Origin of the sequence: Escherichia sp. 93.1518 (genome assembly GCF_013368915.2) — a bacterium.
GTDB lineage: Bacteria > Pseudomonadota > Gammaproteobacteria > Enterobacterales > Enterobacteriaceae > Escherichia > Escherichia ruysiae.
The window spans coordinates 177,434-203,737 of the sequence record NZ_JABWMT020000002.1 but is presented as its reverse complement, the minus strand read 5'-3'; the positions used below and the strand labels follow the sequence as shown (position 1 = coordinate 203,737).

The window sequence follows — 26,304 nt, the reverse complement described above, 5'->3', positions numbered from 1 at the left end:
TTCCGGTAGAAATGCGCTTTTATAAGAGACCTTCATGATCGCCCAGGAATTATAAGTAAAGCAGCCAATCTCTTTTCTGGCGAATGCATGACGCTGGCGCTGCGTCACGAAATCGACACAGCACCAGCATGTTCCTGTATCGCGACTTAACGCGGCACATTAGCGGGATCGCAATAGTCCAGAAAGCGCCGTAGCGCGTTGGAAAGGTGTTTTTGCCGATGATGAATACGCCACAACGTACGCATCAGGCGCGGTAGAGGGACAGCAACTTCACTTAATGTGCCAGCCTGTAATTGATCTTCTATTACCCGTCGCGACAGGCAGCTAATTCCCAACCCATGACGCACCGCGTGTTTGATAGCTTCGGAGTTACCTAATTCCATCGCCATCTCAAATTTCGGTAAATGCGACAGTAACAGATAATCGACAATCTCCCGCGTGCCGGAACCGCGTTCGCGCAGGATCCACGGCGCAGCGGCCAGTTGTTCTAAGGTGACCGGACCACGAGCCAACGGCGAAGTCGGCGCGGCGAAAACCACCAGCTCGTCTTCCAGCCACGGCTCAGAAATGATTTCAGTGCTGTGGCATGGTCCTTCAATAAAGCCAATATCAACGCGGAAATCCAGCACCGCCTGCATCACGTCCTGGCTGTTACCAACGCTAAGTTCAATCGGCAACTGCGGGTAATCATGGCGATAACGGGCGATAACTGCGGGCAGGATGTAATTACCAATGGTGCTACTGGCGTAGACACGAATCGCGCCGTTGTCTTCGCGAAACAGTTGTTCGATTTCGACGGCCTGTTCCAGCAACGCCAGCGCACGCGGGTAAAGCAGCCGTCCGTGCTCATTGACCACCAGTCTTTTACCCACGCGATCAAACAGTTGTACGCCTAGCTGCCCTTCCAGATCGGTCAACGCCGCGCTCACTGCTGATTGCGACAACGCCAGCATCACCGACGCCTGGGTGGTGGATCCACTTTTCAATACTTCTGCAAAAACTTCCAACTGTCGAAGGGTGATGTGCATAGTCGCTTACCACTTATAAAGATTAATTATAAATATATAATCAATTTTATTTTTAAACCAGTTAGTCGTAACCTTATGCCCGGATAAAGGAGAGGGTTATGACGAATATCACCTTACAGAAACAACATCGTACACTGTGGCATTTCATTCCGGGGTTAGCCCTGAGTGCAGTTATCACCGGGGTCGCCCTGTGGGGTGGTTCCATTCCCGCTGTTGCGGGTGCCGGGTTTAGTGCCCTCACTCTCGCAATCTTGTTGGGGATGGTTTTAGGTAACACAGTATATCCGCATATCTGGAAAAGCTGTGACGGCGGTGTGCTGTTTGCCAAGCAACATTTACTACGTCTGGGTATTATTCTTTACGGTTTCCGTTTGACGTTTTCACAAATTGCCGATGTCGGTATCAGTGGGATCATCATTGACGTGTTGACACTGTCCAGCACCTTCCTGCTGGCCTGCTTCCTGGGGCAGAAAGTGTTTGGCCTGGATAAGCACACCAGTTGGTTGATCGGTGCCGGTAGCAGTATTTGTGGTGCTGCGGCGGTTCTGGCGACTGAGCCGGTAGTGAAAGCGGAAGCCAGTAAAGTGACCGTGGCTGTTGCAACCGTCGTTATCTTCGGGACCGTCGCGATTTTCCTCTACCCGGCGATATATCCGCTGATGTCTCAATGGTTTAGTCCGGAAACTTTCGGTATCTACATTGGTTCTACTGTGCACGAAGTGGCGCAGGTGGTGGCGGCAGGTCATGCCATCAGCCCGGATGCAGAAAACGCAGCAGTTATTTCCAAAATGCTGCGCGTGATGATGCTGGCTCCGTTCCTCATCCTGCTGGCGGCACGTGTTAAACAGCTGTCTGGGGCTAATGGCGGCGAGAAAAGCAAAATCACCATTCCGTGGTTTGCCATCTTGTTCATCGTAGTTGCCATCTTTAACTCGTTCCACCTGTTACCGCAGAGCGTGGTGAACATGCTGGTAACGCTGGATACCTTCCTGCTGGCAATGGCGATGGCGGCGCTGGGTCTGACTACTCACGTCAGCGCGCTGAAAAAAGCCGGGGCGAAACCTCTGCTGATGGCACTGGTACTGTTTGCCTGGCTGATTGTTGGTGGTGCTGCGATTAACTATGTAATTCAAAGCGTCATCGCATAAACCACTACATCTTGCTCCTGTTAACCCGCTATCATTACCGTTTTCCTCCAGCGGGTTTAACAGGAGTCCACATATGAAATACATTGGAGCGCACGTTAGTGCTGCTGGCGGTCTGGCAAATGCCGCAATTCGCGCCGCCGAAATTGACGCAACCGCGTTTGCCTTGTTCACCAAAAATCAACGTCAGTGGCGTGCCGCCCCCCTCACGACACAGACCATCGATGAATTCAAAGCCGCCTGTGAAAAATATCACTACACATCGGCGCAAATTCTTCCCCATGACAGTTATCTGATTAACCTCGGACATCCGGTCGCTGAAGCCCTGGAAAAATCACGCGATGCGTTTATAGACGAAATGCAGCGTTGCGAACAACTGGGGCTTTCTTTGCTCAACTTCCATCCTGGCAGCCATCTGATGCAAATTTCAGAAGAGGATTGCCTGGCGCGCATTGCGGAATCCATCAACATTGCACTGGATAAAACACAAGGCGTGACAGCGGTGATTGAAAATACCGCCGGTCAGGGCAGCAACTTAGGGTTTAAATTCGAACATCTCGCGGCGATTATCGACGGCGTGGAAGATAAATCCCGCGTCGGCGTCTGCATTGATACCTGCCATGCTTTTGCCGCCGGGTATGATTTGCGTACTCCAGCCGAATGCGAGAAAACGTTCGCAGATTTTGCCCGTATTGTCGGCTTTAAATATCTGCGTGGGATGCACCTCAACGATGCAAAAAGCACCTTTGGCAGCCGCGTTGACCGCCATCATAGCCTCGGTGAAGGCAATATCGGTCATGATGCGTTCCGCTGGATCATGCAGGACGACCGTTTCGACGGCATTCCGCTGATCCTTGAAACCATCAACCCGGATATCTGGGCAGAAGAGATCGCCTGGCTAAAAGCGCAACAAACTGAAAAAGCGGTAGCCTGAAGATGAATAACCGGGAAAAGGAGATCCTTGCAATTTTACGGCGTAACCCGCTGATTCAGCAGAATGAAATTGCTGACATGCTGCAAATTAGCCGTTCGCGCGTTGCGGCACATATTATGGATTTAATGCGCAAAGGGCGGATTAAAGGCAAAGGTTACATTCTCACTGAGCAGGAATACTGCGTCGTGGTGGGGACAATCAATATGGATATTCGCGGGATGGCGGATATCCGTTATCCGCAAGCAGCTTCTCATCCCGGTACGATTCATTGTTCGGCAGGCGGCGTTGGGCGCAATATCGCCCACAATCTGGCATTGTTAGGCCGCGACGTCCATTTACTCTCGGTGATTGGCGATGATTTTTATGGCGAGATGCTCTTAGAAGAGACGCGCCGTGCTGGAGTGAATGTCTCTGGCTGCGTTCGTTTACATGGTCAAAGCACATCGACGTATCTGGCAATTGCCAATCAAGACGAACAAACCGTATTGGCGATTAATGATACCCATCTGCTGGAACAGTTAACGCCGCAATTATTGAACGGATCACGTGATTTACTTCGTCATGCGGGCGTGGTACTGGCAGATTGCAACCTGACTGCCGAGGCGCTGGAGTGGGTCTTTACCCTCGCCGATGAAATCCCGGTATTTGTCGATACCGTTTCAGAATTCAAAGCGGGCAAAATCAAACACTGGCTGGCGCATATTCACACCCTGAAACCCACTTTGCAGGAACTGGAAATTTTATGGGGAAAGGCGATCACCAGCGATGCTGACCGTAATGCCGCAGTGAATGCGTTGCATCAGCAAGGTGTTCAGCAACTGTTTGTTTATTTGCCCGATGAATCCGTTTATTGCAGCGAAAAGGATGGCGAGCAATTTTTGCTGACTGCGCCAACGCATACGACGGTGGACAGTTTTGGTGCCGACGATGGTTTTATGGCAGGCCTGGTGTATAGCTTTCTGGAAGGAAACAGTTTCCTTGACAGCGCCCGTTTTGCGATGGCCTGCGCGGCAATTTCGCGCGCCAGCGGCAGCATAAATAACCCTACCCTGTCTGCCGATAACGCGCTTTCATTAGTGCCGATGGTGTAACAATGCTGCCGGATGCGACGCTTGACGCATCTTATCCGGCCTTGTTATCAACACTTAGTGGGTTTTGATGTAGCCGCGCACGCACTCTTCGACTAATCCCCAGAACCAGTCGGTATCGATGGTGATGCCGACTTTGGTATTAGCGGGCTTGCCGAGAACGCCCAGCTCGTCGCAGACGGTACGCCCGTAGCAAGGGCCGCTGTTGACGTCCACTTCGACGTACATTTCCTGGGTTTTAATACCATCAGGGTTGATTAGATAACCGATGCAGGTGGCGTCATGCACCGGACCGCCAGCCAGGCCATAGTTTTCGAACTGCGTTTTGAGAGTGAAGTTCATGATGTCGCTGAACAGCTCGCCAGCAGGGCCGCCCGCCCTTTCCATCCGCGCAATCACATCCGGGGTACACACGGTCTGGTTAGTGAGATCGAGGCCCATCATCACCAACGGAACGCCGGAGGTGAACACCACGCGTGCGGCTTCCGGGTCGGCAAAGATGTTGAACTCGGCAGACGGCGTGAAGTTACCTGTTCCGTAAGCGCCACCCATCAGCACAATTTCACGGATTTTTGGCAGGATCGCCGGTTGCATACGCATCGCCACGGCGATGTTTGAAAGCGGCCCTACCGGCACCAGAGTGATATCGCCTTCACTTGCCATCAGGGTATCAATGATGTATTTCACCGCATGGGTGCTTTCTGCCTGACGAGTCAGTGGTTCGAACACCGGGCCATCCAGACCGGTTTCGCCGTGAATATTATCAGCAACAATTTGTTTACGCATAATGGGCTGCGGCATCCCTGCATAAACCGGAACATTAATCTCCAGTTTCTGACAAACATTCAGGCCATTAATTAATGTTTTATCAAGCGTCTGATTACCCGCCACAATGGTAATACCTAATAAATCAATCGCCGGATGTTTCGCGGCCATCATTATGGCAATAGCATCATCATGACCCGGATCACAATCCAGAATAATTTTTCTCTTTTCCATTGTTTATTTCCCCTGTTTCAAGTTGCGTTATTTTTTCTACAGCAAAGAAAATTCGACCGGCCGATGATTGAATCTTAACAACAGCGTACGTATGCTAAATATGAGAAATCTCATAGCGGATAAACATCGTGAAAGAAATCCACAATAATGAACTTAAACAGCAACTGATTGGTGAGTCCGCATTTAATGAGTGCTTTTCAACGGATGTTTCAGCCGATACGCGACTGTTTCATTTTTTAGCGCGTGACTACATTGTGCAGGAAGGGCAACAGCCGTCCTGGCTGTTTTACCTGACGCGAGGCCGCGCCAGGCTTTACGCCACGCTTGCCAATGGGCGCGTGTCGCTGATTGATTTCTTTGCCGCGCCCTGTTTTATTGGCGAGATTGAGTTAATCGATAAAGACCATGAACCGCGTGCGGTGCAGGCTATTGAAGAGTGTTGGTGTATTGCGCTCCCCATGAAACACTACCGCCCGCTATTATTAAACGACACGCTATTTTTACGAAAACTCTGCGTCACCTTAAGTCATAAAAATTATCGAAATATTATTTCTTTAACTCAGAATCAATCATTTCCGTTAGTGAATCGCCTGGCAGCATTTATATTACTCTCGCAGGAAGGTGATCTTTATCACGAAAAGCATACGCAAGCGGCAGAGTATTTAGGCGTTTCTTACCGACACCTTTTATATGTTCTCGCACAATTCATTCACGACGGTTTATTAATTAAAAACAAGAAAGGGTATCTGATTAAAAACAGAAAGCAGTTGTTAGGACTGGCGCTGGAGATGGACCCGGAGAATAAATTCTCCGGGATGATGCAGTAAAAATTATTTGCAATAGCGCGATAGCCGGATGCGGCGCTTGACGCGTCTTATCCGGCTTACAAATCGAGCATTACGCCAGCCCAATAAAGAACCCGGCAATGGTCGCACTCATCAGGTTGGAGAGCGTAGCCGCTGCCAGCGCACGTAATCCAAGCTGGGCGATTTCCGGCGCGCGTTTTGGCGAAATAGCCGAGAACGCCCCAACGACAACACCAATAGAACCAAAGTTAGCGAAACCACAAAGCGCAAAGGAGATAATGGCAACTGTTTTCACGTCCAGCGTGCCGCCCGTTTGCAGATATGGCGAGAAACTCAGGTAAGCGACAAATTCGTTAATCGCCAGTTTCTGTCCAATCAGGCTACCCGCAAGATTGGCATCACTCCAGTCCACGCCCATGATCCACGCCAACGGTGCCAGAACATAGCCAAAAATACTTTCCAGAGAGGCATTGGCAAAACCAAACCAGCCGCCAATTCCGCCGATAATGCCGTTGATCAGCGCAATAATCGCCACAAACGCCATCACCACCGTCGCCACACCTGCGGCAATTTTCAGTCCGGTCATCGCACCGCTTGCCGCTGCTTCGATAAAACTTTTTGGCGGCGTTTCGCTGAACGACAGGTTTTCAAATGTCACCTGCGAAGGCTCGGTCGCCGGGCTAAGAATACGCGCAAACAAAATACCGCCGGGGATCGCCATCAGCGATGCCGCTAACAGATAGTCAATCGGCACACCCATTCCGGCATAACCAATCATCATCGAACCGGCAATAGATGCCATGCCGCTACAAATTGCAGTAAACAACTCGTTGCGATTCATGCGATCAATAAACGGTTTAACGATCGCCGGGATCTCGTTTTGCCCAAGGAAAATGGTGGTGACCGCGACAAAAGATTCTATTTTGCTGATGTTGAGAGCTTTCTGGAAAATACTGCCAAGAATGCGGATCAGCAGTCCCATCACGCCAATGTAGTACAGCAGACTGATGAGCGCAGTAACGAAAATAATCGCCGGAAGTACGCGAAAGGCGAAGATAAAGCCCGCGCCATCAAACAGGACATCCATTTTCGGCCCCACCAGCGAACCAAAAATAAAGGCGCTACCCGCATCGCTGTAGGACATGACTTTATGGACGCCCAATGCTGCCTGTTCTACCGCCCATTTTCCCGGTGGGAAGTAGAGCATAATGCCGCCAATGGCGATTTGCAGCAGCAGCGCGGCTCCAACCGTGCGCAAACTGATGCTCTTTTTATTCACTGACAACACAAACGCTATTGCCAGTAACACCACCATCCCCACAACACTTCTCATTATATCCATAATGATTTCCCTTCATGCCCGTAAACCCGGCGCCAGCGCCAGGTTTCGGTATGTATGATGAGTACGGGCGACGGCTTTCTGCCCGTCAGAAATTAACCCGCGAGACGCTGGTATTCTTTGGCAATTTCGCTCGCCAGAATGGCGTTGTTAAACACCAACTGGATGTTGGATTTCAGGCTATCGCCACCGGTCAGTTCCGCAACGCGTGCCAGCAGGAACGGCGTACTTTCTTTACCGATCACACCTTGCTCTTCAGCTTCGGCAACTGCCTGATCAATTGCAGCGTTAATACTTTCTTCCGGCATCGCAAACTGTTCCGGAATTGGGTTTGCCACTACCAGGCCACCGTTCAGACCGCTTTGCCATTTCACCGCCATCGCACGGGCAATTTCGCTGGCGCTGTCGAGGCGGATACTGACTTCAAACGGGCTAGTGCGGCAGAAAAACGCTGGCAATGCTTTGGTCTGATAACCAATCAATGGCACACCGAAAGTTTCTAAATATTCGGTGGTTAAGCCTAAATCGAGAATAGATTTTGCTCCGGCACAAACTACGGTGACATTAGTGTGTGCCAGTTCCTGTAAATCGGCGGAAATATCGAAAGTATTTTCCGCCCCGCGATGAACACCGCCAATACCGCCGGTGGCAAATACTTTAATTCCGGCAAGCGCCGCAATAATCATGGTAGAAGCAACGGTGGTTGCACCATTTTTTCCGGCAGCAACAACAAAAGGTAAATCGCGACGGCTAACTTTCGTTACGTTATGTCCTTCACGACCCAGCAATTCAATTTCTTCTTTGCTTAAGCCCACTTTCATCACGCCGCCAATAATAGCGATAGTGGCTGGTACAGCGCCCTGTTGACGAATAGTTTCTTCTACTTCAATTGCGGTCTGGGCGTTTTGCGGGAACGGCATCCCGTGAGAGATAATGGTCGATTCCAGCGCCACAACCGGTTTTTTGTTTTTTAAAGCGTCCTGCACTTCCGGGGAAATTTGTAATAATTCAGGGGAAATTTTTAATTCAGACATTCTGCGTTCTCCACTAACGATATAACGTTGGCAATCGATAAATCGGGGTTATTGGTGTATTCACAGGAGAGCGCCATTGACGAACATCCCTGTGCAAAACGAACAGATTCGGCAAACGGCATCCCGTCTACCCAACACGAAGCAAGTCCCGCCATCATGGCATCGCCCGCTCCGGTAACATTAATGACATTGGTTTTAATCGGTGCAGACCAGCCGTTTTCGCCGCTGATATCACTGTAATAAACACCATCGCCACCCATGCTCAGAACCAATCGGTTCAGGCCATGTTGATGGAACCAGGCGGCAACCTTTGCCACATCTTCACTTCCGGAAAGCGCAATCCCGCTCAGGGTTTCCGCTTCCAGACGGTTTGGCTTCAGGGTGTGAATTTGACTTAATCGCTCACGTACTTTGACGCATTTCCAGGCCGAAACCGGATCGACAAATACCGGTACGTCGGCGGCATTATCCAGAATCCAGACCAATGCCTCTTCACTGATATTACAGTCTGCGACAATGACCTTAGCCCCCTGAATAAATTCACGGTGCTGTGCGAGATATTCCGCTGAAATACAGTTGCTAATATTCATGTCATTTATAGCAACCAGCATTTCACCGGTATTATCGAGTAATGATAAATAGCTCGACGTATTTTCCCCTGGCACAATCAGACATTTATCGACATAAACACCGGATTGATTGGTTTGCGTTAGCAGCGATTGACCATAAAAATCACTGCCTACGGCGCTCAGTAGCCAGGCTTTATTCCCCAGCAACGCGAGGTTTTGTGCGATATTGCGCCCTACTCCACCGGGAGTAAATTTTATTTTCCCTGGATTTGAATCCGCATAGTTTAATGATTCATGTGAATATCCGGCGACATCAATATTCGCCGAACCTATAATTACGACATAATCCTTTTCGCGCATAGCACGTCCCCTGGTAAAAAATTACCAACTCTGTCAATCCACAAGAATATAGGTACTGCAAAGACGGTTTAAACATGTGTTCATATTTAAACATGTGCTCATAGTATGCATGTTTTACTTAAAGTAAATTACCGCCAGAGGGGCAAAATGAGCAGATTTGAACAGGCTCACAAAACGCTATTATTGGCGGTTTTAGAAAAAGCGAAGAAATTGTGAAGTGATGCACAGAACGGAAACAATAAAAAAGGGCAGAAATTAATCTGCCCTTGAGGAAATGACGTTACTGTTTGATGAGAGTGTCAGCTTTCTATTGGAAAATAAAACCATTCAAAATCATAGAATTGCCGTCAACAATTTATCACTCATCTTGCACTCATCAAATGATACAGGGCAGAAAATTTCTGCCCTGTAGTTCACGTTTTATTATGCTGCTTTCGCCACAACGTCCGCTTCCGGACGTTTCAGGAAGGCATAGGCCAGACCCGCCACCAGCGTACCGGCAATAATTGCTACCAGGTAACCCAGTACCGGCGTAATAGCGCCAGGGATCAGTAGAACAAACAGACCACCGTGTGGTGCCATCAGTTTCGCACCAATCGCCATTGAGATTGCGCCAGTCAGCGCCCCACCCACGATACAGCACGGCAGCACACGCATCGGATCACGAGCAGCAAACGGAATTGCACCTTCCGAAATAAAGCACAGGCCAAGTACCAGAGCCGCTTTGCCGCCTTCCTGCTGCGCTTTGTCGAATTTGCGACGCGCCACCATTGTTGCCAGACCCATTGCCAGCGGTGGCACCATACCTGCCGCCATAATCGCCGCCATCGGGCCATAGGTTTGGGTACTCAGCAGACCAACACCAAACGCGTACGCCGCTTTGTTTACCGGACCGCCCATGTCAGTACACATCATGCCACCGAGGATCGCGCCCAGCAGAACCGCATTCGCAGTACCCATGGTTTGCAGCCAGTGAGTCAGACTTTCGAGGATGCCAGCAACCGGTTTACCGATCAGGTAGATCATCGCCAGACCGACCACCAGACTGGAAATCAGCGGAATGATCAGAATCGGTTTCAACGCCTCCATACTCTGTGGCAGTTTCAGTTGCGTACTGATTAACTTCGCGATGTAACCCGCCAGGAAGCCCGCAATAATCCCGCCAATGAAGCCAGAACCTGTGCTGACCGCCAGCATACCTCCAATCAGACCCGGCGTGAGACCCGGACGATCGGCAATGGAGAAGGCAATGTAACCCGCCAGTACCGGCACCATCAGCGCAAAGGCTGAACCACCGCCAATCTGCATCAGCGCCGCCGCCAGCGTCCCTTGCTCTTTAAACGCTTCGATACCAAAAGCAAAGGAAAGCGCGATACACAGACCACCCGCAACCACCATTGGCAGCATGTAGGAAACGCCCGTCAGCAGGTGACGGTACGCGCCTGCACTCTCTTTCTTACCTTCAGTAGTTGCCGTTTGAGCTTTGCCCGCCGGTTCGTAAGGCGTCGCTTCAGCAACCGCTTTATCCAGCTCCTGCGCCGTTTTCTTCAGCGCCAGACCGGTAGAAGTGCGATACATCGGTTTACCGGCAAATTTTGCCAGATCCACTTCGATATCTGCTGCCACAATCACCAGATCCGCTGCTGCCACTTCTTCAGGCGTGATCGCGTTACCCGCACCAACGGAGCCACGGGTTTCAACTTTCACCCACCAGCCACGTTTTTTCGCTTCGGTTTCAATGGCTTCAGCAGCCATAAAGGTATGTGCTACGCCAGTTGGGCAAGCAGTCACCGCAACCACGCGTTTCGGGCCGCTGGCGGCAATCGGTGCTGTCGCAGCGGCCGGCGCAGTGTAAGGCTTCGCATGGCCTTTGGCTTCACTCAGGAACAGCTCAGGGTGCGCGACTGCGCGGGAAATATCGCCCAGCCAGACATTTTTACCGTTCAGCGCGCTGTCGTTCGGGATGGAATCACCCAGAACAATCGCCATTTCAGCGTCGTTCGGATTGTCGATGATTTCCAGTTTTGCTTTTCGCGCCGCCGCGCCCAGCAGGGTCTTCGCCATATAGGCGCGTGCCTGACCGAGATTAGCGTCAATAATCAGCAGCGTTTTCATTATGCCTCTCCTGCTGTCAGTTAAAAGGTTGTAAGTCGACGCGCGCCATCATTGCGGCCAACTGCGGACGATCGGTAATACCCACATTGCTTTGACTGACCGCCAGGGCTGCAACAGCCGTTGCCAGACGCAGTGTGTGTTCACTGGATTCACGCATCAGCAAGCCATAAATGAGGCCGCCAACCATGGAATCCCCTGCGCCAACAGTGCTTACGACATCGACTGACGGTGGTTTGGCGATCCATTCGCCGGAGGCATTAACCCAAAGCGCGCCTTCGGCACCCAGTGAAATTACGACATGCGCGATACCTTGTTCACGTAGCGCATGTGCAGCTTCAATGACATCTTTCATTTCAGGCAGTTTACGGCCTGCCCAGATTTCCAGCTCGCGACGGTTAGGTTTCACCAGCCACGGTGCCGCTTTCAAACCTGCCACTAATGCTTCGCGGCTACTATCAAAGATAATGCAAGGACACTGACTACGCAGGCGAGTCATCCAGTCGGTGAATGCTTCCGGGCTGACGCCTGACGGTAAGCTGCCGCTGACACAGACCATATCGAACTGACCGAGCCAGCTCAGAGAATCAGTCACGAAGCGTTCCCAGTCGGCAGGAGTGACTTCGAAACCAGAGAAATTGAGGTCAGTAACTTCGCCGTCTTTTTCCGTCAGCTTAACGTTAATGCGGGTACGCCCCTGTACAACCTGGAAACGGTTGGCAATGCCCAGCTCGCTGAACAGTTGCTGAAATCCGTCCTGATTGTCTTTACCCAGGAAGCCGCCAACGGTGACATCAATACCCAGATCTTTCAGAACTTTGGCAACATTGATACCTTTACCCGCCGCATGAAGACCGGTGGTTTTCACCAGGTTCACTTCGCCGCGCTCAATTTCCGGGCAGAAACCAACAAGGTCATACGCCGGATTGAGGGTGATCGTAGCAACACGTCTGCTCATTACGCGCCCTCCCCAAGACCTGCGGCGATGGCGTCGCCAATTGCCTTCAGTGCCTGTTCAGCATCCGCCCCCTGGGCGGTAAAGCGCAGGCGATGACCTTTCTTAACGCCAAGTGCCACAACTTTCATCAGACTACGTCCGTTTGCCGGTTTGCCGGTGCCATCAAGGTTTGTCACGGTAATATCACTGTTAAATTGTTTAATGGTATTGACCAGCATGGTGCCTGGACGAGCATGCAGGCCGTGTTCGTTGCGCACCACAAACTCCGCGCTTAACACGTCGTCAGTCGGCGCATCATCGCTGGTCAGCAGTGCCAGCAATGTTGCCGCATCCGCTTTCAGCAAACGGTCAGCTTTATTGTCGAGTAACAGATCGGCGAGACGCTTAAGAACCGCGACGGGCTGATCGTCATTCATTGCCACACTCACCAGCATGGCTGCCGTTTCGCCGTCCACATCAAAAGCATTTGCCGCACGGCTTACCGCAATCGCGCTACGCAGGTTGCCTTCGGCGCTATCGCTCAGCCAGATGCCCTGTCCGAGATTCAGCGGCTGTTCATTGATGGCTTTGGTGACGAAGGTGGCGTCAACGGCCCCCGCTTCTTTCAGACGCGCAGCGTTCAGCGCCTGAAGAGTCAGCAGATCGCTGGCAACGATATCCAGCGTCAGCATTTCGTTGTCGAGTTTCAGCTGCTCACTCTGCTTTTCGCCCATCAGCAATGCGCGAAGTTCTTCTGCTGTGGTGGCTGACTTCAATTGTTCAGCAACGGAATCATCGCTCAGTACGTGGGTCAACTGGCGCAGCAGACCCAGATGTTCGTCCGAGCTGGCGGCAATACCGATCGCCACGTACACCACCTGACCGTCACCCCAGGTGACGCCTTCCGGGAACTGAAACACCTGAACGCCGGTTTTCAGCACCTGATCGCGGGTGTCGGTGGTGCCGTGGGGAATGGCAATACCATTGCCGAGGAACGTTGAGGTTTGCTGCTCGCGCGCCAGCATGCCATTGACGTAGCCTTCAGCTACATTACCGGCCTGCACCAGCGCCGCAGCGACCTGGCGAATCGCCTCTTCTTTGTCTCCGGCCTTTTCGCCCGGATGGATGTCCTGTACGGATAACTGGAACATAGTTCTCCTCTCTTGCTGAATTGAAACGATTCAGCCTCTATGAGAAAAAAAGCGCCAACCTGGCTTAGGGTTAAAGACAAGATCGCGCTGAAACGTTTCAAGAAAGCATAATACTTCTGTTTCAGCACGCAAGGGAAGCTGTAAAGTTATGACCAAAAGTTTGATGTGCTGCACAATTTTTTGTCATTTTTCCTAATTGCTGACAGGAGAATCCGTTGTCAGCAATTTCATTTCAGCAGCGTCAGCAGACAATCAACAAGAGTGAAATGGCATTTTGATTATTCGTGGCGAGTTTGATTTCACTGACTGTTTATTTTCTGACAAGCAGCGTAAACTCCGCGTCTCCATCTTTCAGTGATCGACCAGCATGCATAACTCCCCCGCAGTCTCCAGCGCGAAATCGTTTGACCTGACATCGACGGCGTTTTTAATCGTTGCCTTTCTCACCGGTATTGCGGGCGCTCTGCAAACCCCAACTCTCAGTATATTCCTTACCGATGAAGTGCACGCCCGTCCGGCGATGGTGGGATTCTTCTTTACCGGCAGTGCTGTCATCGGGATTCTGGTGAGTCAGTTTCTCGCCGGACGCTCTGATAAGCGCGGCGATCGTAAATCACTGATTGTCTTTTGTTGCCTGTTAGGCGTGCTGGCCTGCACCCTTTTTGCCTGGAACCGCAACTACTTTGTTTTGCTGTTCGTTGGTGTCTTTCTTAGTAGCTTTGGCTCTACCGCCAACCCGCAAATGTTTGCTCTTGCCCGTGAGCACGCTGACAAAACCGGGCGTGAAGCGGTGATGTTCAGCTCTTTTTTACGTGCTCAGGTTTCGTTGGCATGGGTCATTGGTCCGCCGCTGGCTTATGCTCTGGCGATGGGGTTCAGCTTTACGGTGATGTATCTCAGCGCAGCAGTGGCGTTTATTATCTGCGGCGTGATGGTGTGGCTATTTTTACCATCGATGCAAAAAGAGGTTCCGCTGGCGACCGGCACGGTTGAAGCGCCGCGCCGTAATCGTCGCGATACGCTACTGCTGTTTGTCATTTGTACGTTGATGTGGGGGTCAAATAGCCTGTACATCATCAACATGCCACTGTTTATTATCAACGAATTACATCTTCCTGAGAAACTGGCGGGCGTGATGATGGGAACCGCCGCAGGCCTGGAAATCCCGACCATGTTGATTGCGGGTTATTTTGCCAAACGTCTGGGTAAGCGTTTCTTAATGCGCGTTGCCGCCGTGGGTGGCGTCTGTTTTTACGCAGGTATGCTGATGGCGCATTCACCTGTCATTCTGTTGGGCTTGCAGCTACTGAATGCTATTTTTATTGGCATTCTGGGTGGCATCGGGATGCTCTATTTTCAGGATCTGATGCCTGGTCAGGCGGGTTCAGCAACCACGCTCTATACCAATACGTCTCGTGTGGGCTGGATCATCGCGGGGTCAGTGGCGGGCATAGTCGCCGAAATCTGGAATTATCACGCCGTGTTCTGGTTTGCGATGGTGATGATTATCGCCACTCTGTTCTGCTTACTGCGGATTAAAGATGTTTAAGGCGCGGTCAGTATTTCCAGATCGATAAGCCAGGTCATCGCCTGCTGACGCGTATTGCCGCACATTTCAGCACTGGCTTGTAAACCTGCGCAAACTTTCGGACGTAGCGGCGATGTAAAAATTTTACAACGTTGCTGTTCATCAAGCTGAATGCAGGGCGTATTGGCGGGCTTGCCATTTGGCATACCGGGTATAGGGCTGGAAATTGAAGGGGCAGTGCAACACGCCCCGCAATCCGGACGGCATTCCATACGTTGTTCTCTTAAGGTTAACCACCGGATTGATGAGCGCGCACAGTACCACCTTTTTTGCACCAGCAAAAGTGCGAATACCACTTGCCTGAAAGGCTCGTCGCGAGTAGTTTGACGCGATATTTTTGACATTTTCGATAACAGGAATTTTTCGATGCCAAGAGCGAACGAAATTAAAAAAGGTATGGTACTGAATTACAACGGCAAATTGCTGCTGGTTAAGGATATTGATATTCAGTCGCCAACCGCCCGTGGTGCCGCTACGCTGTACAAAATGCGTTTTTCTGATGTCCGTACCGGGCTGAAAGTGGAAGAACGCTTCAAAGGCGATGATATCGTTGACACCGTAACGCTGACCCGTCGTTACGTTGACTTCTCCTACGTCGATGGCAACGAATATGTCTTTATGGATAAAGAAGACTATACCCCGTATACCTTCACAAAAGATCAGATCGAAGAAGAACTGATGTTTATGCCAGAAGGCGGTATGCCGGACATGCAGGTGCTGACCTGGGACGGTCAACTGCTGGCACTTGAACTGCCGCAAACCGTTGATCTGGAAATCGTTGAAACCGCACCGGGCATCAAAGGCGCGTCTGCCAGCGCCCGTAACAAACCGGCGACATTGAGCACCGGTCTGGTCATTCAAGTACCAGAATATTTAAGCCCGGGCGAAAAAATTCGTATCCATATCGAAGAACGCCGTTATATGGGACGTGCTGACTAATTTCAGCCACATTCAGAAAAGGGATAGCTCAGGCTGTCCCTTTTTTAATTTATTATACCAATCTTTTATTTTGCGCTTCCTGAACATCGCTCTCCCGCAATATTCACCAGTACATTGATCGCCCTCACACTTCACTGCATTAACAATCCAGACCAATTTCAATTGCTGTCATATAACTTTACACTGTCGTTGTTAATTAATCGTTACTAAGACGTGACTCCTATGAATACAATCGCCTCCGTTACACTCCCGCAGCACGTACACTCGCCCCGCTACGATCGGCAACAATTGAAATCCCGTATCGTTCATTTTGGGTTTGGAGCCTTCCACCGTGCGCATCAGGCACTATTAACCGACCGTGTGCTGAGTGCGTTGGGTGGTGACTGGGGAATTTGTGAAATCAGCCTGTTCAGTGGTGATCAGCTGATGAGCCAGCTTCGCGCGCAGGATCATTTATACACCGTGTTAGAGAAAGGCGCAGACGGTAACCAGGCGATTATTATTGGAGCCGTTCGCGAGTGCCTGAATGCAAAACTGGATTCATTAGCGGCAATTATTGAGAAGTTTTGCGAGCCGCAGGTGGCAATTGTTTCCCTGACGATTACCGAAAAAGGCTATTGCATTGACCCGGCGACCGGTGCACTCGACACCAGCAATTCGCGGATTATTCACGATCTACAAAACCCTGAAGAGCCTCACTCCGCGCCAGGCATTCTCGTCGAAGCACTGAAACGCCGCCGTGAACGCGGCCTTGCACCGTTTACCGTGCTCTCCTGCGACAACATTCCCGATAATGGCCATGTGGTGAAAAACGCGGTGCTGGGGATGGCGGAAAAACGTTCGCCAGAACTTGCGGAATGGATAAAAGATCACGTCAGCTTTCCGGGAACCATGGTAGACCGCATTGTCCCGGCAGCAACCGACGAATCACTGGAGGAAATTAGCCAACATCTGGGCGTGAATGATCCCTGTGCGATTAGCTGCGAGCCGTTTATCCAATGGGTGGTTGAAGATAACTTTGTCGCGGGGCGCCCTGCCTGGGAAGTCGCTGGCGTGCAGATGGTCAATGATGTCCTGCCGTGGGAGGAGATGAAACTGCGTATGCTTAATGGTAGTCACTCTTTTCTCGCTTATCTGGGTTATCTCGCAGGATTCGCCCACATCAGTGATTGTATGCAGGATCGCGCATTTCGCCGTGCCGCCAGAACGTTAATGCTGGATGAGCAGGCGCCGACGCTGCGGATCAAAGATGTCGATTTAACACAATATGCGGATAAGTTAATTGCACGTTTTGCTAACCCGTCGCTGAAACATAAGACCTGGCAAATCGCGATGGATGGCAGCCAGAAATTACCGCAGCGTATGCTGGCAGGCATTCGCATCCATCTGGCGCGCGGAACAGACTGGTCATTGTTGGCATTAGGCGTTGCAGGCTGGATGCGGTATGTGTGCGGTGTTGATGATGCCGGAAATGCTATTGATGTTCGCGATCCGCTTAGCGATAAAATTCGCGACCTGGTTGCGAGCAGCAGCAGTGAACAACGCGTAATCGCCCTGCTTTCTCTGCGTGAAGTTTTCGGTGATGACCTGCCAAATAACCCGCATTTTGTTCAGGCTATCGAACAAGCCTGGCAACAAATCGCGCAGTTTGGGGCGCATCAGGCGCTATTAAACACTCTCAAAATTTAACGATTTCTGCGGTTAAAGCGGATGAAGCCCGCCTTCGTCCGCTCTCCCCTTCTCTTTTCAGCCTTTTTTAGCCAGGATTAACGCACAGTTAACTTATCAGAGTATTGCGGAGCCGCTGTGACCAGGACCAACCTCATCACCGGTTTTCTCGGCAGCGGGAAAACCACGTCGATTCTTCATCTGCTAGCCCATAAAGATCCAAACGAAAAATGGGCGGTACTGGTTAATGAATTTGGGGAAGTCGGAATTGATGGCGCTTTGCTCGCCGATAGCGGCGCATTGCTGAAAGAGATCCCCGGCGGCTGCATGTGCTGCGTTAATGGTTTACCCATGCAGGTAGGGTTGAATACTTTGCTGCGCCAGGGAAAACCAGACCGCTTGTTGATAGAGCCAACCGGGCTGGGCCATCCGAAACAGATCCTCGATCTATTAACCGCACCAGTCTATGAACCCTGGATCGACTTGCGCGCCACGTTGTGTATTCTCGACCCACGCCTGCTGCTGGACGAAAAAAGCGTCAAAAATGAAAACTTCCGTGACCAGTTGGCTGCCGCAGACATCATTGTCGCCAATAAATCCGACCGCGCGACGCCCGAAAGCGAGCAAGCGTTGCAACGCTGGTGGCAACAAAATGGTGGCGATCGGCAATTAATTCACTGCGAACATGGGCAAATTGAAGGTCATCTTCTGGATTTACCCCGTCGCAATTTAACCGAGTTGCCTGCCAGCGCCGCCCATTCACATCAGCATACCGTGAAAAAAGGGTTAGCGGCTTTAAGTCTGCCAGAACATCAACGCTGGCGTCGCAGTCTGAACAGCGGACAAGGACATCAGGCCTGCGGCTGGATTTTTGACGCCGACACGGTGTTCGACACCATTGGCATTCTGGAATGGGCACGACTTGCACCAGTGGAACGCGTAAAAGGCGTAATGCGCATTCCAGAAGGGCTGGTGCGAATCAACCGTCAGGGCGATGACCTGCACATTGAAACGCAAAACGTTGCACCGCCGGATAGCCGTATTGAGCTGATCTCCAGCGGCGAAACTGACTGGAACGCCTTACAAAGCGCGCTGTTGAAGCTTCGTTTAGCGACCAGCGCGTAAGGTTGCCTGCGTTTTTCAGTAAGATAATTAGAGAAAATATGATTAAAAATTTGCCGCAAATAGTGTTGTTGAACGTTGTCGGCCTCGTGCTGTTTCTTTCTTGGTACATACCCGTTAATCATGGATTCTGGTTACCGATTGATGCGGATATTTTTTATTTTTTTAATCATAAACTGGTCGAAAGTAAGGCCTTTTTATGGCTGGTTGCATTGACCAATAATCGTGCATTCGACGGTTGTTCACTGCTGGCAATGGGAATGCTGATGCTGAGTTTCTGGCTGAAAGAAAACGCCTCCGGAAGACGGCGTATCGTAATTATTGGTCTGGTCATGCTGTTAACCGCAGTGGTATTAAACCAGTTGGGCCAGGCATTAATTCCTGTCAAACGGGCCAGTCCGACATTAACCTTTACAGATATTAACCGCGTCAGCGAACTGCTACCTGTACCCACGAAAGATGCATCACGAGATAGCTTTCCCGGCGATCACGGCATGATGCTACTTATTTTTTCCGCCTTTATGTGGCGTTATTTCGGAAAAGTCGCAGGTCTTATCGGCATTATTATTTTTGTGGTTTTTGCATTTCCCAGAGTAATGATTGGCGCACACTGGTTTACCGATATCATTGTCGGCTCCATGACCGTGATATTGATCGGTTTACCCTGGGTGCTGTTGACACCATTAAGTGATCGATTAATCACCTTTTTTGACAAATCACTACCGGGAAAAAGTAAACATTTCCAAAACAAATAACTCACAGTAATTAACATCATCAGGTTTATTTTTATAGTGAGGATAATCCTGATGATACGCACCATTGCTTTCATTCATCGAACACAATGCTCATTCTTTAAGTAAATGAATGGATTGCATGTTTTTCGCACAATTGTTCTTTAATTGACCAATCCCACTTATTAACTTTCTGTATCACTTTTTCTTATAAAAAATCATGTAAAACCGCTCGCCAAGACCGCGCCAATCGGGTAATCTCGAACTCGTTTTGCCTCGGCGTTAAATTATCCTCACAGCATATAATTTTGTGCGTTAGTCCACAGATTTGGCCTTAAGGAATTGTTTCAACATGCCCAGGTAATTAGTCTCGTGTCGCTTGGCATTTTTTTATAACGATATTTATCGTTAAGGACTTCAAGGGAAAACAAACAACATGGTCAAATCTCAACCGATTTTGAGATATATCTTGCGCGGCATTCCCGCGATTGCAGTAGCGGTTCTGCTTTCTGCATGTAGTGCAAACAACACCGCAAAGAATATGCATCCTGAGACACGTGCAGTGGGTAGTGAAACATCATCACTGCAAGCTTCTCAGGATGAATTTGAAAACCTGGTTCGTAATGTCGACGTGAAATCGCGAATTATGGATCAGTATGCTGACTGGAAAGGCGTTCGTTATCGTCTGGGCGGCAGCACCAAAAAAGGTATCGATTGTTCTGGTTTTGTACAACGTACATTCCGTGAACAATTTGGCTTAGAACTTCCGCGTTCAACGTATGAACAGCAGGAAATGGGGAAATCAGTTTCCCGCAGTAATTTGCGTACAGGCGACTTAGTCCTGTTCCGCGCGGGTTCAACCGGACGCCATGTCGGTATTTATATCGGTAATAATCAGTTTGTTCACGCATCCACCAGCAGTGGTGTAATTATTTCCAGCATGAATGAGCCGTACTGGAAGAAGCGTTACAACGAAGCACGTCGGGTTCTCAGCCGTAGCTAATAAATCGTTTGGATGCAATCCCTTGGCTATCCTGACGAGTTAACGGAAAGCACTGCTTAGGCAGTGCTTTTTGGTTTTTCTGATCCGAGAAAATGATGTTTCCACATCTTGAACCAGGCTATAGTCCCGTCATTCTTTCCTTTTAGTGTTGTCGTATTTTCAGGATATTATCGGAACCATGTTCATACGAGCTCCCTCTTCTGGACGTAAGATCCTGCTCACCTGTATTATTGCGGGCGTGATGATTGCGATACTGGTCAGCTGCCTTCAGTTTTTAGTGGCCTGGCATAAACACGAAGTCAAATACGACACCTTGATTAGCGACGTACAAAAATATCTCAATACCTATTTTGCCGACCTGAAATCCACCACTGACAGGCTCCAGCCGCTTACCTTAGATACCTGCCAGCAAGCAAACCCGGAGCTGACTGCACGCGCAGCATTTAGCATGAATGTGCGAACGTTTGTGCTGGTAAAGGATAAAAAAAGCTTCTGCTCATCTGCGACTGGTGAGATGGATATCCCACTCAGTGAACTGATTCCGGCACTAAATATCGGCAAAGATATTGATATGGCAATATTGCCAGGCACACCGATGGTGCCCAATAAACCAACGATCGTCATCTGGTATCGTAACCCTTTATTAAAAAATAGCGGCGTTTTTGCGGCATTGAATCTGAACCTGACGCCTTATATTTTCTATAGCTATCACCAGCAAGATTTCAACGGTATCGCACTCATTATTGGTGATACTGCGCTATCGACCTTTACGTCGCATTTGATGAACGTCCGTGAGTTAACCGGCACGCCTGTACGCGAAACCAAAATTGCAGGCCTTCCGCTGACCGTTCGGCTTTATGCTGATGACTGGACATGGAACGATGTGTGGTACGCGTTTTTACTCGGAGGCATGAGTGGAACTGTCGTTGGCCTGCTCTGCTATTACCTGATGAGCGTGCGTATGCGCCCTGGCAGAGAAATTATGATGGCCATCAAACGTGAGCAATTTTACGTGGTGTATCAACCGGTGGTTGATGCACAAACACTGCGGGTAACCGGCCTGGAAGTACTGCTACGCTGGCGTCACCCGGTAGTGGGTGAAATTCCCCCGGATGCCTTCATTCACTATGCCGAATCGCAAAAGATGATTGTGCCTCTCACCCAGCATCTGTTTGAGCTGATTGCGCGTGATGCCGCAAAATTAGAAAACGTACTGCCGGTGGGCGTGAAATTTGGCATTAACATCGCGCCGGATCATCTGCACAGCGAGAGCTTTAAAGCCGATATACACCGGCTGATTGCCTCCCTGCCTGCGCACCATTTCCAGATTGTACTGGAAATTACCGAACGCGATATGCTGAAAGAGCATGAAGCATCACAGCTTTTCGCATGGCTGCATTCTGTCGGCGTAGAAATTGCCATTGATGACTTCGGCACCGGACACAGTGCGCTTATCTATCTGGAACGCTTCACACTCGATTATCTGAAAATTGACCGTGGCTTTATCAACGCCATAGGTACGGAAACGGTCACCTCACCGGTACTTGACGCGGTGCTGACACTGGCGAAACGCCTCAATATGCTGACAGTTGCTGAAGGGGTCGAAACACCGGAACAGGCGCGCTGGCTGCGCGAACGTGGCGTTAATTTCCTGCAAGGTTACTGGATTAGCCGTCCCCTGCCGCTGGATGATTTTATCCGCTGGCTGGAGAAACCTCATACGCCACAGTGGTAAGGTGTGCGTGCGTCCCTTATTATTCATAGTGAAAGTATGCCGGATTGCGGCTAATGATGAGTAAAAGGAAATCCGTTGCAGATGATTGTGCGCATACTGCTGCTGTTTATCGCTCTGTTCACCTTTTGTGCGCAGGCGCAGGCTATCAAGGAAAGCTATGCCTTTGCGGTGCTGGGAGAACCCCGGTACGCGTTTAATTTCAACCATTTTGATTATGTGAACCCCGCCGCGCCAAAAGGTGGGCAAATAACGTTATCCTCCATTGGAACCTTCGATAATTTCAACCGCTATGCACTGCGCGGTAACCCTGGCGCACGTTCCGAGCAGCTGTACGACACGCTATTTACCACCTCCGATGACGAGCCAGGCAGTTATTACCCGCTGATTGCCGAAAGCGCGCGCTATGCTGACGATTATTCCTGGGTGGAGGTCGCAATTAATCCGCGCGCCCGTTTTCATGATGGTTCGCCCATTACTGCTCGCGATGTTGAATTCACTTTTCAAAAATTTATGACCGAAGGCGTACCGCAATTTCGTCTGGTTTATAAAGGCACTACCGTTAAAGCCATTGCGCCTTTAACCGTGCGCATTGAATTAGCCAAACCCGGTAAAGAAGATATGCTTAGTCTGTTTTCGCTGCCGGTGTTTCCAGAAAAGTACTGGAAAGATCACAAACTTAGCGACCCGCTCGCCACGCCTCCGCTTGCCAGTGGTCCGTACCGAATTACGTCCTGGAAAATGGGGCAGAATATTGTTTATTCCCGCGTGAAAGATTACTGGGCGGCAAACTTACCGGTAAACCGTGGGCGCTGGAATTTCGACACCATTCGCTACGATTATTACCTCGACGATAATGTCGCCTTTGAAGCATTTAAAGCCGGCGCTTTTGATTTGCGTATGGAAAACGACGCCAAAAACTGGGCCACGCGCTATACCGGTAAAAATTTCGACAAAAAATACATTATCAAAGACGAGCAAAAGAACGAATCAGCACAGGATACGCGCTGGCTGGCGTTTAACATCCAGCGTCCGGTATTCAGCGATCGCCGGGTCCGGGAAGCCATCACTCTCGCCTTTGACTTTGAATGGATGAACAAGGCGTTGTTTTACAATGCCTGGAGTCGCACTAACAGTTATTTTCAGAATACCGAATACGCGGCCAGAAATTACCCCGACGCTGCGGAACTGGTGCTTCTGGCGCCGATGAAAAAAGAGTTACCGCCAGAAGTCTTCACGCAAATCTATCAGCCGCCGGTATCCAAAGGCGATGGCTACGATCGTGACAACCTGTTAAAAGCCGACAAACTTCTCAACGAAGCAGGCTGGGTGCTGAAGGGTCAGCAACGCGTAAATACCACAACGGGTCAGCCGCTCAGCTTTGAGTTATTGTTGCCTTCGAGCAGCAATAGTCAGTGGGTATTACCGTTCCAGCACAGCCTGCAACGGCTGGGCATCAATATGGACATTCGCAAGGTGGATAACTCGCAAATCACCAACCGAATGCGCAGTCGCGACTATGACATGATGCCGCGCGTGTGGCGAGCAATGCCGTGGCCCAGTTCCGATTTACAGATTTCCTGGTCATCGGAATATATCAACTCCACTTATAATGCCCCCGGCGTGCAAAGTCCGGTTATCGACTCGCTGATCAACCAGATTATTGCCGCGCAGGGAAATAAAGAAAAATTACTGCCGTTGGGGCGCGCACTGGATCGCGTGTTAACGTGGAATTATTACATGCTGCCGATGTGGTACATGGCGGAAGACCGTCTTGCCTGGTGGGATAAATTCTCTCACCCAGCAGTGCGCCCCATTTACAGTCTCGGTATCGATACCTGGTGGTATGACGTCAATAAAGCGGGCAAACTGCCGTCAGCCAGACAACAGGGAGAGTAGATGGGCGCTTATCTGATTCGCCGTCTGTTGCTGGTGATCCCAACGTTATGGGCGATTATCACCATCAACTTTTTCATCGTGCAAATTGCGCCTGGCGGTCCGGTCGATCAGGCTATCGCCGCCATTGAGTTTGGTAATGCCGGAGTATTACCCGGCGCAAGCGGCGAAGGTGTTCGTGCCAGCCATGCGCAAACGGGCGTCGGCAATATCAGCGACAGTAATTACCGTGGCGGACGCGGATTAGATCCAGAAGTGATCGCCGAGATCACTCATCGCTACGGTTTCGATAAGCCGATCCACGAACGTTACTTCAAAATGCTCTGGGACTACATCCGCTTTGATTTCGGCGACAGCCTGTTTCGCAGCGCCTCGGTACTGACGCTAATTAAAGACAGTCTGCCGGTTTCCATCACCCTCGGATTATGGAGCACGCTGATTATCTATCTGGTGTCGATTCCGTTAGGCATTCGCAAAGCCGTTTATAACGGTAGCCGCTTTGACGTCTGGAGTAGCGCATTTATCATCATCGGTTACGCCATTCCGGCCTTTTTATTTGCCATCTTGCTGATTGTCTTCTTCGCAGGGGGCAGCTATTTCGACCTGTTCCCTCTGCGCGGCCTGGTATCCGCTAATTTTGATTCGCTGCCGTGGTATCAGAAAATCACCGATTATCTGTGGCATATCACGCTACCCGTGCTGGCGACAGTGATTGGCGGCTTTGCGGCACTCACGATGCTGACCAAAAACTCATTCCTTGATGAAGTGCGCAAACAATACGTGGTGACCGCGCGTGCGAAAGGGGTCAGTGAGAAAAATATTCTCTGGAAACATGTGTTTCGTAACGCCATGCTGCTGGTGATTGCCGGTTTTCCGGCGACGTTTATCAGCATGTTTTTCACCGGTTCACTGCTGATTGAGGTGATGTTTTCGCTCAATGGCCTTGGCTTACTGGGCTACGAAGCGACCGTCTCACGCGATTATCCGGTGATGTTTGGCACGCTGTATATTTTCACCCTGATTGGCCTGCTGCTGAATATCGTCAGTGATATCAGCTATACGCTGGTCGATCCGCGTATTGATTTTGAGGGACGCTAATGTCGCGACTCAGCCCCGTCAATCAGGCCCGTTGGGCACGTTTTCGTCATAACCGTCGCGGCTACTGGTCGTTATGGATTTTTCTCGTCTTGTTTGGTTTGAGTTTGTGTTCTGAACTGATCGCCAACGATAAACCGTTGCTGGTGCGTTATGACGGCAGCTGGTATTTCCCGTTGCTGAAAAACTACAGTGAAAGCGATTTTGGCGGCCCGCTGGCAAGCCAGGCTGATTATCAGGACCCGTGGCTGAAACAACGGCTGGAGGATAATGGCTGGGTACTGTGGGCGCCGATTCGCTTTGGTGCTACCAGTATCAACTTTTCCACCGATAAGCCTTTCCCTTCCCCGCCATCCCGACAAAACTGGCTGGGAACCGATGCCAACGGCGGTGATGTGCTGGCGCGCATTCTGTATGGTACGCGGATCTCGGTTCTGTTTGGTTTGATGTTGACACTCTGTTCCAGCGTGATGGGTGTGCTGGCGGGGGCGCTACAAGGCTATTACGGCGGTAAAGTCGATCTCTGGGGACAACGCTTTATTGAAGTATGGTCGGGAATGCCAACGCTGTTTTTAATTATTCTGCTCTCCAGTGTCGTGCAGCCTAACTTCTGGTGGCTGCTGGCAATTACCGTTTTGTTTGGCTGGATGAGTCTGGTCGGCGTGGTGCGCGCAGAGTTTTTACGTACCCGCAATTTCGACTACATCCGTGCAGCTCAGGCGCTTGGCGTCAGCGATCGCAGTATAATTCTGCGTCATATGTTGCCAAATGCCATGGTCGCTACCCTTACCTTTTTACCGTTTATTTTATGCAGTTCAATAACTACCCTGACCTCGCTCGATTTCCTCGGTTTCGGTCTGCCGCTCGGTTCACCGTCGCTCGGCGAACTGCTGTTACAAGGAAAAAATAACCTCCAGGCACCGTGGCTTGGGATCACCGCCTTCTTGTCGGTGGCGATTTTGTTGTCTTTGCTGATCTTTATTGGTGAAGCAGTCCGCGACGCATTTGATCCTAATAAGGCGGTGTAG

The 26,304-nt window shown here is 50.4% G+C and carries 23 protein-coding genes; 14 read left to right on the top strand and 9 right to left on the bottom strand.

Translation table 11 applies throughout. The features are described from left to right. Positions 1–146: 146 nt before the first annotated feature. Complete coding sequence (yieE, locus tag HEN21_RS02545; protein WP_000548303.1) at positions 147–1,028, bottom strand: DNA-binding transcriptional regulator YeiE; 882 nt, start codon at positions 1,026–1,028, stop codon at positions 147–149. A 98-nt stretch (positions 1,029–1,126) separates the two neighbouring features. On the opposite strand from yieE, the gene HEN21_RS02540 reads away from it, so the two are divergent. From HEN21_RS02540 to HEN21_RS02530, 3 genes are all read left to right on the top strand, one after another. Next, the gene (locus tag HEN21_RS02540; protein ID WP_000182062.1) at positions 1,127–2,176 is read left to right on the top strand and encodes a YeiH family protein; all 1,050 of its coding nucleotides are present in this window, start codon (positions 1,127–1,129) and stop codon (positions 2,174–2,176) included. A 73-nt stretch (positions 2,177–2,249) separates the two neighbouring features. After that, positions 2,250–3,107: a deoxyribonuclease IV gene (gene nfo / locus HEN21_RS02535; protein ID WP_000873880.1), complete on the top strand. Its 858-nt coding sequence runs from the start codon at positions 2,250–2,252 to the stop codon at positions 3,105–3,107. A gap of 2 nt (positions 3,108–3,109) precedes the next feature. After that, a complete protein-coding gene (locus tag HEN21_RS02530) occupies positions 3,110–4,198 on the top strand; it encodes a sugar kinase (RefSeq protein WP_105284983.1) in 1,089 nt (362 codons plus the stop codon). 54 nt (positions 4,199–4,252) lie between these two features. Here the strand turns inward: HEN21_RS02530 and rihB are convergent, their stop codons facing one another. Further along, positions 4,253–5,194 carry a ribosylpyrimidine nucleosidase gene (gene rihB / locus HEN21_RS02525; protein WP_000415411.1) on the bottom strand — a complete coding sequence of 314 codons (942 nt, stop codon included), beginning with the start codon at positions 5,192–5,194 and terminating at the stop codon, positions 4,253–4,255. Between the two features lie 128 nt (positions 5,195–5,322). Here rihB and HEN21_RS02520 point away from each other — a divergent pair, with 128 nt between their 5' ends. Next, a complete protein-coding gene (locus HEN21_RS02520; RefSeq protein WP_105286766.1) occupies positions 5,323–6,021 on the top strand; it encodes a transcriptional regulator YeiL in 699 nt (232 codons plus the stop codon). Positions 6,022–6,091: 70 nt separating this feature from the next. On the opposite strand, the gene HEN21_RS02515 is transcribed toward HEN21_RS02520, so the two are convergent. The 6 genes from HEN21_RS02515 to fruB form a co-directional block, all read right to left on the bottom strand. After that, positions 6,092–7,342 (bottom strand): NupC/NupG family nucleoside CNT transporter, encoded by a 1,251-nt coding sequence (locus HEN21_RS02515; protein WP_000353892.1) that lies wholly within the window; start codon positions 7,340–7,342, stop codon positions 6,092–6,094. 92 nt (positions 7,343–7,434) lie between these two features. Beyond that, entirely contained in the window at positions 7,435–8,373 is a 939-nt protein-coding gene (psuG, locus tag HEN21_RS02510) for a pseudouridine-5'-phosphate glycosidase (protein WP_001292481.1), read from the bottom strand. Then, positions 8,361–9,302 carry a pseudouridine kinase gene (locus HEN21_RS02505; RefSeq protein WP_001208149.1) on the bottom strand — a complete coding sequence of 314 codons (942 nt, stop codon included), beginning with the start codon at positions 9,300–9,302 and terminating at the stop codon, positions 8,361–8,363. Before HEN21_RS02505 ends, psuG begins: the two co-directional genes overlap by 13 nt. A gap of 423 nt (positions 9,303–9,725) precedes the next feature. Next, the gene (gene fruA / locus HEN21_RS02500) at positions 9,726–11,417 is read right to left on the bottom strand and encodes a PTS fructose transporter subunit IIBC (RefSeq protein WP_000854431.1); all 1,692 of its coding nucleotides are present in this window, start codon (positions 11,415–11,417) and stop codon (positions 9,726–9,728) included. A gap of 16 nt (positions 11,418–11,433) precedes the next feature. Next, positions 11,434–12,372: a 1-phosphofructokinase gene (fruK, locus tag HEN21_RS02495; RefSeq protein ID WP_000091270.1), complete on the bottom strand. Its 939-nt coding sequence runs from the start codon at positions 12,370–12,372 to the stop codon at positions 11,434–11,436. Beyond that, positions 12,372–13,502, bottom strand: a complete 1,131-nt coding sequence (fruB, locus tag HEN21_RS02490) for a fused PTS fructose transporter subunit IIA/HPr protein (protein ID WP_176251977.1) — start codon at positions 13,500–13,502, stop codon at positions 12,372–12,374. The genes fruK and fruB overlap by 1 nt, the downstream gene beginning before the upstream one ends. A 367-nt stretch (positions 13,503–13,869) precedes the next feature. On the opposite strand from fruB, the gene setB reads away from it, so the two are divergent. After that, complete coding sequence (setB, locus tag HEN21_RS02485) at positions 13,870–15,051, top strand: sugar efflux transporter SetB (protein WP_000551965.1); 1,182 nt, start codon at positions 13,870–13,872, stop codon at positions 15,049–15,051. Here setB and HEN21_RS02480 read toward each other — a convergent pair. Further along, the gene (locus tag HEN21_RS02480; RefSeq protein ID WP_016158629.1) at positions 15,048–15,302 is read right to left on the bottom strand and encodes a YkgJ family cysteine cluster protein; all 255 of its coding nucleotides are present in this window, start codon (positions 15,300–15,302) and stop codon (positions 15,048–15,050) included. The two genes, setB and HEN21_RS02480, sit on opposite strands and share 4 nt — an antisense overlap. A 154-nt stretch (positions 15,303–15,456) precedes the next feature. Between HEN21_RS02480 and yeiP the strand changes: the two genes are divergently transcribed. From yeiP to HEN21_RS02435, 9 genes are all read left to right on the top strand, one after another. Further along, positions 15,457–16,029, top strand: coding sequence for an elongation factor P-like protein YeiP (gene yeiP, locus HEN21_RS02475; protein WP_001136831.1), 573 nt, complete (start codon positions 15,457–15,459; stop codon positions 16,027–16,029). A 222-nt stretch (positions 16,030–16,251) separates the two neighbouring features. Next, positions 16,252–17,718, top strand: a complete 1,467-nt coding sequence (locus HEN21_RS02470; protein ID WP_105286764.1) for a mannitol dehydrogenase family protein — start codon at positions 16,252–16,254, stop codon at positions 17,716–17,718. A 117-nt stretch (positions 17,719–17,835) separates the two neighbouring features. Next, the gene (gene yeiR / locus HEN21_RS02465; RefSeq protein ID WP_021551069.1) at positions 17,836–18,822 is read left to right on the top strand and encodes a zinc-binding GTPase YeiR; all 987 of its coding nucleotides are present in this window, start codon (positions 17,836–17,838) and stop codon (positions 18,820–18,822) included. A 38-nt stretch (positions 18,823–18,860) separates the two neighbouring features. After that, entirely contained in the window at positions 18,861–19,574 is a 714-nt protein-coding gene (gene lpxT, locus HEN21_RS02460; protein ID WP_105286763.1) for a Kdo(2)-lipid A phosphotransferase, read from the top strand. A gap of 412 nt (positions 19,575–19,986) precedes the next feature. Continuing rightward, positions 19,987–20,553 (top strand): bifunctional murein DD-endopeptidase/murein LD-carboxypeptidase, encoded by a 567-nt coding sequence (gene mepS, locus HEN21_RS02455; RefSeq protein ID WP_000241011.1) that lies wholly within the window; start codon positions 19,987–19,989, stop codon positions 20,551–20,553. 178 nt (positions 20,554–20,731) lie between these two features. Then, a complete protein-coding gene (locus HEN21_RS02450; protein WP_000470614.1) occupies positions 20,732–22,288 on the top strand; it encodes a cyclic di-GMP phosphodiesterase in 1,557 nt (518 codons plus the stop codon). Positions 22,289–22,369: 81 nt separating this feature from the next. Next, positions 22,370–24,184, top strand: a complete 1,815-nt coding sequence (locus HEN21_RS02445) for an extracellular solute-binding protein (RefSeq protein ID WP_176251978.1) — start codon at positions 22,370–22,372, stop codon at positions 24,182–24,184. Beyond that, positions 24,185–25,279 (top strand): microcin C ABC transporter permease YejB, encoded by a 1,095-nt coding sequence (locus tag HEN21_RS02440; RefSeq protein WP_000501615.1) that lies wholly within the window; start codon positions 24,185–24,187, stop codon positions 25,277–25,279. Next, positions 25,279–26,304, top strand: coding sequence for an ABC transporter permease (locus HEN21_RS02435; RefSeq protein WP_021551073.1), 1,026 nt, complete (start codon positions 25,279–25,281; stop codon positions 26,302–26,304). The genes HEN21_RS02440 and HEN21_RS02435 overlap by 1 nt, the downstream gene beginning before the upstream one ends.

Coding starts and splice junctions, on each gene's coding strand:
- yieE (WP_000548303.1), bottom strand. CDS start 1,028: ATGCACATCACCCTTCGACAGTTGGAAGTTTTTGCAGAAGTATTGAAA.
- HEN21_RS02540 (WP_000182062.1), top strand. CDS start 1,127: ATGACGAATATCACCTTACAGAAACAACATCGTACACTGTGGCATTTC.
- nfo (WP_000873880.1), top strand. CDS start 2,250: ATGAAATACATTGGAGCGCACGTTAGTGCTGCTGGCGGTCTGGCAAAT.
- HEN21_RS02530 (WP_105284983.1), top strand. CDS start 3,110: ATGAATAACCGGGAAAAGGAGATCCTTGCAATTTTACGGCGTAACCCG.
- rihB (WP_000415411.1), bottom strand. CDS start 5,194: ATGGAAAAGAGAAAAATTATTCTGGATTGTGATCCGGGTCATGATGAT.
- HEN21_RS02515 (WP_000353892.1), bottom strand. CDS start 7,342: ATGGATATAATGAGAAGTGTTGTGGGGATGGTGGTGTTACTGGCAATA.
- psuG (WP_001292481.1), bottom strand. CDS start 8,373: ATGTCTGAATTAAAAATTTCCCCTGAATTATTACAAATTTCCCCGGAA.
- HEN21_RS02505 (WP_001208149.1), bottom strand. CDS start 9,302: ATGCGCGAAAAGGATTATGTCGTAATTATAGGTTCGGCGAATATTGAT.
- fruA (WP_000854431.1), bottom strand. CDS start 11,417: ATGAAAACGCTGCTGATTATTGACGCTAATCTCGGTCAGGCACGCGCC.
- fruK (WP_000091270.1), bottom strand. CDS start 12,372: ATGAGCAGACGTGTTGCTACGATCACCCTCAATCCGGCGTATGACCTT.
- fruB (WP_176251977.1), bottom strand. CDS start 13,502: ATGTTCCAGTTATCCGTACAGGACATCCATCCGGGCGAAAAGGCCGGA.
- setB (WP_000551965.1), top strand. CDS start 13,870: ATGCATAACTCCCCCGCAGTCTCCAGCGCGAAATCGTTTGACCTGACA.
- HEN21_RS02480 (WP_016158629.1), bottom strand. CDS start 15,302: ATGGAATGCCGTCCGGATTGCGGGGCGTGTTGCACTGCCCCTTCAATT.
- yeiP (WP_001136831.1), top strand. CDS start 15,457: ATGCCAAGAGCGAACGAAATTAAAAAAGGTATGGTACTGAATTACAAC.
- HEN21_RS02470 (WP_105286764.1), top strand. CDS start 16,252: ATGAATACAATCGCCTCCGTTACACTCCCGCAGCACGTACACTCGCCC.
- lpxT (WP_105286763.1), top strand. CDS start 18,861: ATGATTAAAAATTTGCCGCAAATAGTGTTGTTGAACGTTGTCGGCCTC.
- mepS (WP_000241011.1), top strand. CDS start 19,987: ATGGTCAAATCTCAACCGATTTTGAGATATATCTTGCGCGGCATTCCC.
- HEN21_RS02450 (WP_000470614.1), top strand. CDS start 20,732: ATGTTCATACGAGCTCCCTCTTCTGGACGTAAGATCCTGCTCACCTGT.
- HEN21_RS02445 (WP_176251978.1), top strand. CDS start 22,370: ATGATTGTGCGCATACTGCTGCTGTTTATCGCTCTGTTCACCTTTTGT.
- HEN21_RS02440 (WP_000501615.1), top strand. CDS start 24,185: ATGGGCGCTTATCTGATTCGCCGTCTGTTGCTGGTGATCCCAACGTTA.
- HEN21_RS02435 (WP_021551073.1), top strand. CDS start 25,279: ATGTCGCGACTCAGCCCCGTCAATCAGGCCCGTTGGGCACGTTTTCGT.